The sequence below is a fragment of the Stenotrophomonas sp. Y-13 genome, assembly GCF_046267925.1.
GTDB lineage: Bacteria > Pseudomonadota > Gammaproteobacteria > Xanthomonadales > Xanthomonadaceae > Stenotrophomonas > Stenotrophomonas acidaminiphila_A.
Genome location: NZ_CP176501.1, coordinates 1666761 through 1679784, shown reverse-complemented (window position 1 = coordinate 1679784; position 13024 = coordinate 1666761). Strand labels below are relative to the sequence as shown.

Annotated in this window: 12 protein-coding genes; 7 read left to right on the top strand and 5 right to left on the bottom strand. The window is 70.9% G+C overall.

Annotated elements, in window-relative coordinates; translation table 11 throughout:
• The 3 genes from sdhD to ACJ7VY_RS07595 are packed head-to-tail and all read right to left on the bottom strand — an operon-like array spanning position 1 to position 1000.
• Positions 1-384, bottom strand: a complete 384-nt coding sequence (gene sdhD, locus ACJ7VY_RS07605; RefSeq protein WP_104938674.1) for a succinate dehydrogenase, hydrophobic membrane anchor protein — start codon at positions 382-384, stop codon at positions 1-3.
• Positions 381-773, bottom strand: a complete 393-nt coding sequence (gene sdhC / locus ACJ7VY_RS07600; RefSeq protein WP_054665183.1) for a succinate dehydrogenase, cytochrome b556 subunit — start codon at positions 771-773, stop codon at positions 381-383. Before sdhC ends, sdhD begins: the two co-directional genes overlap by 4 nt.
• 53 nt (positions 774-826) lie before the next feature.
• A complete protein-coding gene (locus ACJ7VY_RS07595) occupies positions 827-1000 on the bottom strand; it encodes a DUF1674 domain-containing protein (RefSeq protein ID WP_104938673.1) in 174 nt (57 codons plus the stop codon).
• A 39-nt stretch (positions 1001-1039) separates the two neighbouring features.
• Between ACJ7VY_RS07595 and ACJ7VY_RS07590 the strand changes: the two genes are divergently transcribed.
• On the top strand, positions 1040-1900 hold the full coding sequence (locus tag ACJ7VY_RS07590; RefSeq protein ID WP_409476711.1) for a YgfZ/GcvT domain-containing protein: 861 nt from the start codon (positions 1040-1042) through the stop codon (positions 1898-1900).
• Here the strand turns inward: ACJ7VY_RS07590 and ACJ7VY_RS07585 are convergent, their stop codons facing one another.
• Positions 1901-3001, bottom strand: a complete 1101-nt coding sequence (locus tag ACJ7VY_RS07585; RefSeq protein ID WP_313255575.1) for a sn-glycerol-3-phosphate ABC transporter ATP-binding protein UgpC — start codon at positions 2999-3001, stop codon at positions 1901-1903.
• Positions 3002-3349: 348 nt separating this feature from the next.
• Between ACJ7VY_RS07585 and zwf the strand changes: the two genes are divergently transcribed.
• The 6 genes from zwf to ACJ7VY_RS07555 all read left to right on the top strand — a co-directional run bounded on the left by zwf (position 3350) and on the right by ACJ7VY_RS07555 (position 9697).
• Positions 3350-4789: a glucose-6-phosphate dehydrogenase gene (gene zwf / locus ACJ7VY_RS07580; protein ID WP_104938671.1), complete on the top strand. Its 1440-nt coding sequence runs from the start codon at positions 3350-3352 to the stop codon at positions 4787-4789.
• A complete protein-coding gene (gene glk / locus ACJ7VY_RS07575) occupies positions 4786-5793 on the top strand; it encodes a glucokinase (protein WP_409476710.1) in 1008 nt (335 codons plus the stop codon). Before zwf ends, glk begins: the two co-directional genes overlap by 4 nt.
• The gene (locus ACJ7VY_RS07570) at positions 5790-6506 is read left to right on the top strand and encodes a 6-phosphogluconolactonase (protein WP_409476709.1); all 717 of its coding nucleotides are present in this window, start codon (positions 5790-5792) and stop codon (positions 6504-6506) included. The genes glk and ACJ7VY_RS07570 overlap by 4 nt, the downstream gene beginning before the upstream one ends.
• A 154-nt stretch (positions 6507-6660) precedes the next feature.
• Positions 6661-8577, top strand: coding sequence for a phosphogluconate dehydratase (gene edd / locus ACJ7VY_RS07565; protein WP_161615150.1), 1917 nt, complete (start codon positions 6661-6663; stop codon positions 8575-8577).
• A gap of 42 nt (positions 8578-8619) precedes the next feature.
• Positions 8620-9279, top strand: a complete 660-nt coding sequence (gene eda / locus ACJ7VY_RS07560) for a bifunctional 4-hydroxy-2-oxoglutarate aldolase/2-dehydro-3-deoxy-phosphogluconate aldolase (RefSeq protein ID WP_104938669.1) — start codon at positions 8620-8622, stop codon at positions 9277-9279.
• 160 nt (positions 9280-9439) lie between these two features.
• Positions 9440-9697: a DUF2789 family protein gene (locus tag ACJ7VY_RS07555; protein WP_293763423.1), complete on the top strand. Its 258-nt coding sequence runs from the start codon at positions 9440-9442 to the stop codon at positions 9695-9697.
• A gap of 48 nt (positions 9698-9745) precedes the next feature.
• Here ACJ7VY_RS07555 and ACJ7VY_RS07550 read toward each other — a convergent pair whose 3' ends face one another.
• Positions 9746-12913: a discoidin domain-containing protein gene (locus ACJ7VY_RS07550; protein ID WP_409476708.1), complete on the bottom strand. Its 3168-nt coding sequence runs from the start codon at positions 12911-12913 to the stop codon at positions 9746-9748.
• Between the last annotated feature and the right edge of the window lie 111 nt (positions 12914-13024).

Sequence of the window (13024 nt, the reverse complement as noted above, 5' to 3'; positions counted from 1 at the left end):
TCAGTTCCCAAGCGCGACGCGGGCGACCGCGAAGATGCTGACGATCGCGCCGAGCACGGCGACGAACTTGACCGAGGTCTGCAGGGCCAGGGCCAGCAGCGAATTGTGGATGTAGTCTTCGAGCACGACCTGCAGGCCGAGCTGGGCGTGCCAGAACATGGCCACCAGGAAGCCGACCAGGGCGATCGCGTTCCACGGCTTGGCCACGGCGGTGACGGCGGTGACGTAGTCGGCGCCGATCAGGCTCAGCACGAAGCACAGGAACCACAGGGTCAGTGCCACCAGCGCGGTGGCGGTCAGGCGCTGGTGGATGAAGTGCATGGTGCCGGACTTGGCGCTGCCGAGGCCGCGCGCGTTCTTCAGCGGGGTGCGGAAATTGTTCATGCGGCGCCTCCGAAGCAGACGTAGGCCCAGACCAGCGCGGTGATGACCAGCGAGCCGATCACCGACAGCCAGCTGCTGCGGATGAAGGTCGGCTTACTGTAGCCGATGGCGAAGTCCTGGACGATGTGGCGGATGCCATTGCACAGGTGATAGGCGAAGCACCAGGTCCAGCCGAACAGGATCACCTTGCCGTACCAGGCGCTGGCATGGGTGGTGAAGCAGTTCCAGGACTCGGGGCCCATCATCAGGGCGAGCAGGCCGCCGGCAATGATCAGGGCTCCGACGGACAGAACGATGCCGGTGGCTCGATGCAGGATCGAGGTGGCCATCTGGATCTGCCAGCGATACACCTGCAGGTGCGGAGAAAGGGGGCGGGGTCTGTTCGCCATTCGCTGACTCGTTATCTCGGCTGGGCGGCGGATGCCGCGTTGGCTGACGCTGCTCAGAAATCGATGCAGCGACCGTTTTTCTCCCAATCGCCGTAACGCACCGGATCAAGTCCGCCGCGTCCGCCGATTTCCTGCGGTACCGTTCCGGCATCGGCAAGCGGCTGCTTCTCCGGTTCCGGCGGGGCTGGGGTTCCGTCCTCGGGAGTGGGGGTTGTTTGGCCTATCATGGTCGGTCTCGCAACGCACAAATTTTAGTCCCCGTTCACGTGTCTGACAACCTCGCCCCCCTCTTCAGCGGTACGCGCGCACTGCGTCGGCCCCAGGTGCTGGCCCTTTCCGGCCCGGACGCGGTCGCCTTCGCCCAGGCCCAGTTCGCCAACGACGTACCGTCGCTGGCCGACGGCCACTGGCACTGGAATGCGTGGCTGACCGCCAAGGGCCGCGTCCTGGCGGTGTTCCAGCTGCTGCGGCTCGATGCCGGACAACTGCTGCTGCTCTGCCACGACGGCGGCGTCCAGGCCATGGCCGAACAGCTGCGGCGCTTCGTATTCAGGCGCAAGGTCACCCTTGCCCACGCCGATGCCTTCGCCGTCGAAGCCGCGTTCCAGGCGCCTGCCCGCGCCCATGGCGCCGCATTCGCCCACCTCGACGGTGGCGCCATCGAACTGGACCTGGGGACCGCGGCCCACCCGCGCACCCTGCGCCTGATGCCGGCGGGCACCGCCGCGTACGTCGATGCCGCGGAGCTGGCCTGGCGCCAGTGGGACCTGCGCTTCGGGCTGCCACGGCTGGAGGCCTCGCAGCAGGAACAGTGGACGCCGCAGCAACTGGGGCTGGACCGGCTTGCGGCCTACAGCGTGAAGAAGGGCTGCTACCCGGGCCAGGAAATCGTGGCGCGCACCCATTTCCTGGGCAAGGCCAAGCGCTCGCTGGCCCTGCTGCATGGCGACCTCGCCAGCACGCCCGGCGACGCGGTGACCCAGGCGGGCGCGACCATCGGCACCGTCGCCAGCAGCGCCGGCACGCTGGCACTGGCGGTGCTGCCGCTGGACCTGCCGGCGGGCGGCCTGGAGGTGGCGGGCGCGGCGGTCGAGCGCCTGGAGCTGCTCGACGGCCTGGCGCGCTGATCAGGCCGCCTGCGCCGCGTCCAGGCGCAGGCCGCTGTCCACGTCGAAGAAATGCAGCGCCGCCGGAACGACGGCCACGTCGATCCGCGCGCCCGCGGCGGGCAGCACCTGCGGCGGTACCCGCATCACCAGCGGCCGGCCGGCATGGCGCAGGTTGACGAACATTTCGTTGCCGACCGGCTCGATGCCATCGATCAGCGCCGGGAAGGCCGCGTCGCCGCCGCCCGGCTGCAGGTGCTCCGGGCGCACGCCGACCACCACTTCGCGTCCGGACCAGGCAGCCGGCACCGGTGCGTGACCGAGTGGAATGCGACCATCCTGGCCCATGTCCAGCGCCACGTCCCCGCCCGCCAGCGCCTGCAACCGCCCCTTGAGCGTGTTCATGGCCGGGCTGCCGAGGAAGCCGGCGACGAACAGGTTGGCCGGGCGCTGGTACAGCGCCATCGGCGTGTCGATCTGCTGGACCATGCCGTCGTTGAGCACCACGATGCGCTGGCCCAGGGTCATCGCCTCGACCTGGTCGTGGGTGACGTAGATCATCGTGGTGCCAAGCTTGCGGTGCAGCTGCGCGATCTCGGTGCGCACCGAGTGGCGCAGCTTGGCATCGAGATTGGACAACGGCTCGTCCAGCAGGAACACCGCCGGCTCGCGCACCAGCGCCCGCCCCAGCGCCACGCGCTGGCGCTGCCCGCCGGACATCGCCCGCGGCAGCTTGTCCAGCATTCCGCCCAGGCCCAGCATGTCGGCCGCCCCCTGCACCCGGCGCGCGATCTCGGCCTTGTCGTGCCCGCGCAGCTTCAGCCCGAAGGCGAGGTTTTCGGCCACGGTCATGTGCGGGTACAACGCGTAGTTCTGGAACACCATGGCGATGTCGCGGTCCTTGGGCGCGACGTCGTTGACCACGCGCCCGCCGATGGACAACGTGCCGGCGCTGATCTCCTCCAGCCCCGCGACCATCCGCAACAAGGTCGATTTGCCGCAGCCCGACGGCCCCACCAGCACCATCAGCTCGCCGTCGGCGATGTCGAAACTGGCCCCATGCACGGCGACCTGGCCGTTGTCGTAGACCTTGCGCACTCCGTCGAACCGCACGTCCGCCATCGCCTGCCTCATTCAGTCCGGCCGCGCCCACGGCGACCGGCGAAGTGGATGGCGACGCGCGTCGCCAATGCGGCCGGGACGACCGCGTTCGAATACGAATACAGTGGAAACATTCTGCCACGCAAGCATTCTCCCATGGCACCATCCATGGTTCGCGGCGGCGCTGGCGGATGCCCGCACCGGCCGGTTTCGACACCCGCGGACCGCTCCCCCTCCCAGCGCGCTCGCCGCACCCACCCGGACACGGCGCAGGGGCGGCCGACGGCTGCGGGACCCCCACTGGAACAGCAACCAGAACATAGCGAAGGGCGATTGACAACGATGTCACCAGAACACGAAACTCGAGCCATGCACGACACCCTCCTCCTGTTCGGTGCCACAGGCGACCTGGCCCAGCGCTATCTGTTCCCTTCCCTGCTGCGGCTGCTCGGCGATGGCCTGCTCCCCGAGGATTTCCGGGTGCGCGCGATGGCGCTCTCGCCGCACGACACCGACAAGTTCCGCGACATCCTGCGGCCACGCCTGGAACAGGCCCTGCCGCAGGCCAGCCAGGACGACATCAACAACCTGCTGCGGCGCATCGACTACCGCTCGGTCGACCTGCGCGACCCCGGCTCGATCGCCGACGCGGTGCGCGAGTTCAACGACCGCCACTGCGTCAGCTACCTGTCGATCCCGCCCGGGCTGTACATCTCCACCTGCGAGGGCCTGGCCCTGGGCGGCGCGCTGTCCGCGCCGCACCGGCTGATGCTGGAGAAGCCGATCGGCTCGGACAGCGACAGCGCCGAGCAGATCCTGCGGTCGATCGGCGCGCTGATCGACGAGGACCGGGTGTTCCGCATCGACCATTACCTGGGCAAGGCCGCGGTGCAGAACCTGATGGCGCTGCGCTTCGGCAACACCCTGCTGGAAGCGGTGTGGAACCGCAATTACATCGAATCGGTACACATCATGGTGGCCGAGAGCGACGGCGTCGACGGCCGCGACTCGTACTACTCGCGCTCCGGCGCGATGCGCGACATGGTGCAGAGCCACATCCTGCAGCTGCTGTGCCTGGTGGCCATGGAACCGCCGGCCTCGCTGGAAGCGGACCGGATCCGCGACGAGAAGGTCAAGGTGCTGCGCGCACTGCGTCCGCTCGACGCCCGCCATGCCGCCAAGGACAGCGTGCGCGGCCGCTACACCGCCGGCACCATCAATGGCCAGCCGGCACAGGCCTACCAGCCGCCGGAAGGCAGCGAGGCCGAGACCTTCGTCGGCGTCACCGCGCATATCGACAACTGGCGCTGGGCCGGTGTGCCGTTCCACCTGGTCACTGGCAAGCGACTGCCCGAACGCACCACCCGCATCGAGGTCAACCTCAAGCCGGTCACCCACTGGCTGTTCGAACGCCCCGACCGCCGCCATGCCCAGCCCAACCGGCTGACCTTCCAGCTGCAGCCGCAGGAGAACATCCAGCTGGGGCTGATGAGTTCGCTGGCGGGCCCGGAATGGGGCGCGCTGGAACTGCAGCCGCTGGAGCTGGAACTGTCCGTACCCACCGGCCTGCATCGCCGCATCGCCTACGAGCGCCTGTTCCTGGATGCCTTCAACGGCAACCACGCGCTGTTCGTGCGCGATGACGAAGTGCGCGCGGCGTGGGCCTGGATCGACAGCGTCGCCGACGCCTGGAAGGCCGCCGACCTGCCGATGGAGCCGTATCCGGCCGGCAGCTGGGGCCCGGCGCAGGCGCACCTGTTCCTGCCCGCGGCGATCGTCGCCGACAACCGCGCGGACGACGCGCTGTGAGCGGCCCGGCCGGACACGTGCTGGTCGCCGACATCGGCGGCACCAACGCGCGCTTCGCGCTGGCCGACACCTCCACCGCCGCCCCGCTGGACCCGGGCAGCATCGGCGAATACCCGGTGGCGCGTTTCGCGTCGCTGGCCGATGCCGCTGCCTGCTACCTGCGCGAGCGCGGTGCCCGGGCCCACAGCGGGGTGTTCGCCGTGGCCGGGCGGGTGGACGGCGACGAGGCGCGCATCACCAACCATCCATGGGTGATCTCGCGCTCGCGCACCGCCGCGCAACTGGGCCTGTCGCGGCTGCACCTGATCAACGACTTCGTCGCCCAGGCGATGTCGGTGGCGCTGCTGCAACCGGCCGACGTGGTCCAGACCGGCGGTGCCCCCTGGCAGCCGGCCGCGCCGTCGCAGCCACGCAACTACTGCGTGATCGGCCCCGGCACCGGCCTGGGGGTGGGCGGGCTGGTGGTCCGTGATGGCCGCTATTACCCGCTGGCGACCGAGGGCGGCCATGCCAGTTTCGCGCCGACCACCCCCGAGCAGATCCGCATCCTGCAGATCCTGGGCCAGCAGTTCGGGCGCGTCTCCAACGAGCGGTTGATCTGCGGCCCCGGCCTGGTCAACCTGCACCGCGCGCTGAGCGAGATCGCCGGCCAGGACCCGGGCCAGCCGCAGCCGGCGCAGGTCAGCGAGCGCGCCGCCGCCGGCGACCCGGTCGCCATGCGCGCGATCGAGGTGTTCATGGACATCTTCGGCGCGGTCGCCGGCGACGCGGTACTGGTCCAGGGCGCCTGGGACGGCGTGTTCCTCACCGGCGGCCTGGTGCCGCGGCTGCTCGAGTCCCTGCGCCATTCCGGCTTCCGCAGCCATTTCGAGAACAAGGGGCGTTTCAGCGCGATCCTGTCGCAGGTACCGTCGCTGGCCATCGTCCACCCCTGCCCGGGCCTGCTCGGCGCGGCCGCGTACGCGCTGGACCTGGAGCAGGCCCCATACGGAGCACCCGCATGAGCGCACTCGCCGAACGCCTCACCCTGGTCCGCCACTCCGACGAGGAGGCCTGGATCGAGAACGTCGCCCGCGAGATGGCGGCGATCCTCGGCCACGAGATCGGCCAGCGCGGCCGCGCGCGCATGCTGCTGTCCGGCGGCACCACGCCGGCCCCGGTCTACGAACTGCTGGCCGAGCAGCCGCTGGAATGGGCGCGGGTGGAAGTGGGCCTGGCGGACGAGCGCTGGCTGTCGCCGCAGGACCGCGACAGCAACGCCTGGCTGGTGCGCCACAGCTTCCTCAACCTCGCAGAGGGCGCGCATTTCGACCCCCTGGTGCGGGTGGGCAAATCGCTGGCCGAATGCGTCCATGACGCCAACCTGCAGGCCGAGTACTCGCAGCCGGCCTGCCTGGTCGTGCTGGGCATGGGCAACGATGGCCACACCGCCTCGCTGTTCCCGGGCTCGCGCGACCTCGAACGCGCCCTGCAGGGCAGCAAGCCGTATGCGGCGCTGGACGCCAGCGGTTGCCCGGTCGCCCGCGACTGGCACCTGCGCATCACCCTGACCCCGCGCGGGCTGGCGTCCGTCGGCAACCGCCTGCTGTTGCTGCGCGGCAAGCAGAAGCTCGAGGTACTGGAGGCGGCGCTCGCCTCGGGAGACGTGCATCGCTATCCGGTGCTGGCCGCCATCGACGCGCCCGGCCCGAAGCTGCGCGTGCACTGGTGCGGGTGAAGGCGAACCGGGAAAGAACCGGCGGGCGTGCGGGATCACGCGCCCTGCCGCGTGCCGGGGCGATGATCCGGCATGGGCCGCGCCCTCCACTTTCCGCCTTCCGCAGCCTCCTCCCTCCCGCTTCCCCCTCCCCCTTTCCCTGCGTGTAAAAGCCATGAGCCTGCATCCGAAAATCCACGCCATCACCGAACGCATCCGCCAGCGCAGCGCGCCGTCGCGCGCGGCGTACCTGGCGGGCATCGAGGCCGCGCTGCGCTCGGGCCCGTTCCGCTCGCGCCTGAGCTGCGGCAACCTCGCCCATGCCTTCGCCGCCTGCGGCCCGACCGACAAGGGCCGGCTGCGCGGCGACGTGACCCCCAACCTGGGCATCATCACCGCCTACAACGACATGCTGTCGGCGCACCAGCCGTTCGAGCACTACCCGCAGCTGATCCGCGACGCCGCGCGCGAACTCGGCGCCACCGCGCAGGTCGCCGGCGGCGTACCGGCGATGTGCGACGGCGTCACCCAGGGCCGCGGCGGCATGGAACTGTCCCTGTTCTCGCGCGACGTCATCGCCCAGGCCACCGCCGTCGGCCTGAGCCACGACATGTTCGACACCACCGTGCACCTGGGCGTGTGCGACAAAATCGTCCCGGGCCTGCTGATCGGCGCGCTGGCGTTCGGCCACCTACCGGCGGTGTTCGTGCCGGCCGGGCCGATGACGCCGGGCATCCCCAACAAGAAGAAGGCCGAAGTGCGCGAGCGCTATGCCGCCGGCGAAGCGACCCGCGAGGAACTGCTGCAGGCCGAGGCCGACTCCTATCACGCGCCGGGCACCTGCACGTTCTACGGCACCGCCAATTCCAACCAGGTGCTGCTCGAGGCGATGGGCGTGCAGTTGCCGGGCGCCTCGTTCGTCAACCCGGAACTGCCGCTGCGCGATGCGCTGACCCGTGCCGCCACCGCCCGCGCGCTGGAGATCTGCGCGCTCGGCAGCGATTTCCGGCCGCTGGGGCGGCTGATCGACGAGCGCGCCATCGTCAACGCCATCGTCGCGCTGATGGCCACCGGCGGCTCCACCAACCACACCATCCATTGGATCGCGGTGGCGCGCGCGGCCGGCATCGTGCTGACCTGGGACGACATGGACCAGCTGTCGCAGATCGTGCCGCTGCTGGCGCGCGTCTACCCCAATGGCGAGGCCGACGTGAACCGCTTCGCCGCGGCTGGCGGGCCGGCCTTCGTGTTCCGCGAACTGATGGACGCCGGGCTGATGCATGACGACCTGCCGACCATCGCCGAAGGCGGGATGCGCGCCTATGCGCAGGAACCGCGGCTGATCGACGGCAAGGTCGTCTACGCGCCGGCCGTCGCGCACAGCGCCGATACCGAGGTGGTACGCGCGGCCGCCGCGCCGTTCGAGGCCCAGGGCGGGCTGCGCCTGCTGCGCGGCAACATCGGCCGTTCGCTGATCAAGCTGTCGGCGGTGAAGCCGCAGTACCGCACGATCGAGGCGCCGGCGGTGGTGGTGGACGCGCCGCAGGCACTGAACAAGCTGCATGCCGCCGGCGCCCTGCCGCAGGATTTCGTGGCCGTGGTGCGCTACCAGGGACCGCGCGCCAACGGCATGCCGGAGCTGCATTCGCTGGCGCCGCTGCTGGGGCTGCTGCAGAACCAGGGCCGGCGCGTTGCGCTGGTCACCGACGGGCGCCTGTCCGGCGCCTCGGGCAAGATTCCCGCCGCCATCCACGTCACCCCCGAAGCCGCCCGCGGCGGCCCGATCGCGCGCATCCGCGAAGGCGACATCATCCGCCTGGATGGCGAGGCCGGCATCCTGGAAGTACGGGTGGACCCAGCCGAATGGGCGGCGCGCCCGCTTGCCGCCAACACCGCACCGGCCGGCCACGACCTGGGCCGCAACCTGTTCGCGATGAACCGCAGCGTGGTCGGCCCGGCCGACCAGGGCGCCGTTTCCATTTCCTGCGGCCCGGCACGCGCCGACGGCAGCGTGTGGGAGTACGACGCCGAGTACGAACTGGGCCACGATGCCGCCGCGGCTGCCGCCCCGCACGAAGCCAAGGACGCCTGACCCCCACGGGACGCGCCGCGTCCCGCCCCACCGGAACCCGCCATGACCATCGCCCAGCACCAGGACCGCGCCGAACACCTGCTCACCGCCGCCGGCATCCTGCCCGTCGTCACCGTCCACACCCTCGACCAGGCGCGCGCGGTCAGCGCCGCACTGCTCGAAGGCGGCCTGCCCGCCATCGAGCTGACCCTGCGCACGCCGGTGGCGATGGACGCGCTGTCCATGCTCAAGCGCGAGTTGCCCGACGTGGTGGTCGGCGCCGGCACCGTGCTGACCGTCGAGCAGATGCGCCAGGCCATCGACGTCGGCGCCGACTTCCTGGTGACCCCGGGCACGCCGGCGCACATGGCCGATGCGCTGGCCAGGGCGCCGCTGCCGGTGGTCCCGGGCGCGGCCTCGCCCACCGAACTGCTGGCGCTGCTGGCGCGCGGCTTCCGCGTCTGCAAGCTGTTCCCGGCCACCGCCGTGGGCGGGCTGGCGATGATCAAGGGCGTGGCCGGGCCGATGCCCGAACTGAAGCTGTGCCCCACCGGCGGCATCACCGAGGCCACCGCGGCCGACTACCTCGGCCAGAAGAACGTGGTCTGCATCGGCGGCTCGTGGATGGTGCAGGACGCCTGGATCCGCAGCGGGCAGTGGGACGCGGTGAGGAAATCGGCCGCGGCCGCCGCCGCCATCGTGCGCGCGGTCCGCGCCGGCTGAGCGCACGCCGCGGCGCCGGCCGACGCACGGCACCCGCCCGCTTCGTTGCGGCGGGCCTGCGTGCCTGCACGATGCCGCGCGCATCCGTCCGGCCTTGGCGCGGGCAACACAGGGTTGCGGTCATGATGGCGCACGACCTTTCCCCGGAGCCGAGTGATCGATGGACGAAACCACCCCGCGCATGCGCAACCTCTTCCTCCAGCTGGGCCTGGACGCCGGCGAACTGGCCATCGCCGGGTTCATCCGCGACCACCAGCTGCCGCTGGAAACCGGCATCGGCGAAGCGCCCTTCTGGAACGCGGGGCAGCGCCAGTTCCTGCGCGAGAAGCTTGCCAGCGACGATGCCTGGGCGATCGTGGTCGACCAGTTGAACGAGGCGCTGCACGAGGACGCGAGCCGCGCCCGCAACCCCGGCTGAGCGACGGCGCCCCGGCCACGCCGTCGCCAGCCAGCGCTGGCGGCGGCCTCAGCGCCGGCCGCGCTCGCTGCGCCGCAGGTCGGCGGGGATCTCGATCTCGACTTTCGCGGGCAACGCGGTGATCCGCAGTTCGGTCCCCGACCACGCCGCCGGTTCGCCGTTGATCCGGGCCGCGCCCGGCTCGCCCGCGTAGGGCCACGGCAGCACCAGCCCGCCGCCGGGCAGGCGCAGGCCGTCGGCGACCTTCAGGGTCAGCTGCCGCTCGTCGCGCACCAGCGAATAACGCAGCGGGCCATGCGCGGTGCGCAGGCCCTCGATGGCGACGCCCTTGCCCGCCAGCCAGGGCGCCGGCACGCCGGCGGCCAGCACGATGGCGTCGTCGATCTCGCGTTCGTACGCGAACATGTCCAGCGCTGAACGCACGAAATCCGATGCGACCCAGGCATGCGGCAGGTCGCCGACGAAGAACGGCGTGCGCGGCGTCGAGGACACCACCTCGGCCCACTGGTTCCAGGCCGGCGGCGCGCGGTCGCGGAAGAAGAACTCGCTGGCCTCCCAGGCCCGCTCGCGCCAGCCCAGGCGCACGAACGCGCCGACGTTGCGCCATTCGTACGGGGTGTAGTCCTTCCACGGGCGCTTGCCGTCGCGGCGCTCGACGAACTGCTGCCAGTAGCGCTCGAACGTGTTGTCCAGCGCCGGTTGCGGCAGCCGGCCCTGCTCGCCGCCCGGGGCCAGCGCGATGGTGGTCGAGGTGGCGTCGAAATCGCCCAGCTCCACCGAGCCCGGCAGGTAGTCGATGCGGTGCGCGGCCATGCTCGCGCGCAGCGACGCGTCCAGGTCCTGGCGGAACTGGTCGCGCGAAGCGGCCATCGCCTCGGCCTCGGTGGCCAGGCCCAGCGCCATGGCCATGTCGGCCGCGTCCTTGTACCCGCGCAGCGCCCAGAAATCGTCCCAGTACGAATGCACCGGCTTGGCCGAATAGCCCTCGTGGCTGATCGAGGCCGGCATCATCCCGTAGAACCCCGGGTGGCGCGCGCGGTTGTCCTCGCTGCACTCGCTCAGCCGCAGGTCTTCCATGTAGCCCCACGCGGCCAGCACGTGCGGCCACATGCGCTGCAGGAACTGCATGTCGCCGGTGTGGCGCCAGTACCCGGCGATGGCATGGATCAGCTCGCCGTGGCTGTCGTTCTCCGGCACCGGGTCGCTGCCGCGCGCGTCCACGCAGCACGGCACCATGCCGCTGTCGAACTGGTACGGCGCATACCATTCCAGGTATTGCCGCACCGCGTCCTCGCGACCCAGCCGCAGCAGCCCTTCGGAGATCATCGCGCCGTCGCGGATCCAGCTGCGCGCATACGAACGCGTGCCCGGCTGCAGGCTCGGCCCGACCCGCGAGATCAGCATGTGCGCCAGCGCGGTGCGCAGGGTGTCGGCCAGCGGCTGGCCGGCCTCGGGCAACTGCAGCCGCACCTGGTCCAGCGTCTGCCGCCACATCGCCGCGACCTGCTGCTGCGCCTTGTCCGCATCGAAACGGCCGGGCATCGACCAGGCGCCGGTCTGCGGCAGCACCAGCGCGACCTCGCGGCTCTGCCCCGGTTCCAGCTTCCAGGTGTAGAGCATCGCGCCGGACGCCAGCCCGGTCGGGTCGCTGACTTCGCGCGTGCCCGGCAGGGTGCGGTCGGCCAGGTGGGTGACGTCGAGCTTGCTGTCGAACGCACTGGCGAAACCGGCATCGGGCGGTGTCATCGCGAACACCCGCGGCTGGCCGTTGACCGCCACCTGCGCGCCCTGGACCGCCAGGCGCTCGATCCGGCTCACGCCACCGACGGTATTGAGGAACTGGCTGGGCGGGTTGACCTGGAACGGCCGTACCGCGAGCGCCAGCCGGTACTCGTGCGCCACCTTGTCCGGGTTGTGCAGGCGGTAGCGCGCCACCAGCTGCGCCTGCCCGGGCCGGCCCTGGACGAAGCCGGTCACCTGCAGGCCAAACCGGTCGTGCTTCCATTCCACCGAGGGAATCGGCAGGTAGCCATCCTGCAGGCGCTGGCTGGCGCTGACGTCGGCCCAGCCCAGCACCTTGCCATCGAGCACCACGAACGGCTCGATGCTGAAACCGGCGCGCACCGCCTCCAGGGTGCCGTCCTCGCCCATCAACGCCTGCTCGCTGCCGCCGTCCAGGCCCAGCAGGGTCCAGTACGGCTGTTCGCCGGAAAAGCCGCGCGGCAGCGACCCGCGCGGCAGGTCGCGCGCGACCGAGCGGACGAAGTCATTGGGCGTGGCGGCGAACGCCAGCGGCTTCAGGCTGATGTCGCGGATGCCGTAGCGCCAGCTGGGGCCGTCGATGAGGTCGAAACGCAGGTAGCGTGCCTCGGTCTCGGGCAACGCCAGCCAGTCGCGGCCGCCACCGCCGGCGCTCACCTCGCGCAGCCTGTGCCAGTCGCGCCCGTCGACCGAGGCCTGCACCACGTAGCGCGACGCCTCCAGCCCCGGCACCCACTGGATCACCGCGCCGCCGAACTCGCGCACCTTGCCCAGGTCCAGGCTGACGGTCTGCTGCTTGACCCCGCCGCTGATCCATACCGTGTCCGGCCGGCCGTCGGCGATGCGCTGCTGCAGCGCGGTCGCGGTATCAGCGATGACGCTGGCGGTCAGCGCCGAGCCGTCCTCCTTTGGCAGCGGCTGCAGCGTGAGCTGGTCGAAGCACACCGTGCCCTTGCCGCCCACCTTGCTGTAAATGGTGAACTCCACCGCGGCGCTGCGCCGCAGGACCGGGTCCTGGCCCGGCCCCCAGGCCTTGTCGATGTGGCGCTTGCGGTAGCTCACCCGGGTCCAGTCCTTGGGGAAGCGGTAGCCGCTGCGGTTGACCCACCACACGTTGTCGCCGCTGGCGTCGATCAGCTTGAACTGCAGGTCGTTGGCCGGCGAGTCGCCACGCAGGCCGAAGCTCACCTGGTAGTTGTCCGGCCAGGTGACATCCAGCCGGCGACGGATGCCGGCGTAGCCGGAGACCTCGTGGAAGTCGTAGTCCAGGCACAGCGCGCGGCCGCCATTGCCGTTCACCGGCCGCAGCGAACCGCTGACCTGCGGCGAGGTGATCAGCTGCCAGGCACCGATATCGTCGAACTTCGCCAGCACCCGGTTGCCGCCCTCGGCCGCGCCGCCGTTGCCGGCCAGGGTCACGGTGCAGAACAGCAGGAGGGCAAGGAACCTTCTCATCGCGGTGGATCTCGGTACGGGGGCGGCGGCCATGGTGTGATTTTCCCAGAACTGGAAGCGGGTGCAGACCCTGCTGCGGCGTCGGGCCGTCCGCCCCGCGCGGCCGGGGCA

Coding starts and splice junctions, on each gene's coding strand:
- sdhD (WP_104938674.1), bottom strand. CDS start 384: ATGAACAATTTCCGCACCCCGCTGAAGAACGCGCGCGGCCTCGGCAGC.
- sdhC (WP_054665183.1), bottom strand. CDS start 773: ATGGCGAACAGACCCCGCCCCCTTTCTCCGCACCTGCAGGTGTATCGC.
- ACJ7VY_RS07595 (WP_104938673.1), bottom strand. CDS start 1,000: ATGATAGGCCAAACAACCCCCACTCCCGAGGACGGAACCCCAGCCCCG.
- ACJ7VY_RS07585 (WP_313255575.1), bottom strand. CDS start 3,001: ATGGCGGACGTGCGGTTCGACGGAGTGCGCAAGGTCTACGACAACGGC.
- zwf (WP_104938671.1), top strand. CDS start 3,350: ATGCACGACACCCTCCTCCTGTTCGGTGCCACAGGCGACCTGGCCCAG.
- ACJ7VY_RS07570 (WP_409476709.1), top strand. CDS start 5,790: ATGAGCGCACTCGCCGAACGCCTCACCCTGGTCCGCCACTCCGACGAG.
- edd (WP_161615150.1), top strand. CDS start 6,661: ATGAGCCTGCATCCGAAAATCCACGCCATCACCGAACGCATCCGCCAG.
- eda (WP_104938669.1), top strand. CDS start 8,620: ATGACCATCGCCCAGCACCAGGACCGCGCCGAACACCTGCTCACCGCC.
- ACJ7VY_RS07555 (WP_293763423.1), top strand. CDS start 9,440: ATGGACGAAACCACCCCGCGCATGCGCAACCTCTTCCTCCAGCTGGGC.
- ACJ7VY_RS07550 (WP_409476708.1), bottom strand. CDS start 12,913: ATGAGAAGGTTCCTTGCCCTCCTGCTGTTCTGCACCGTGACCCTGGCC.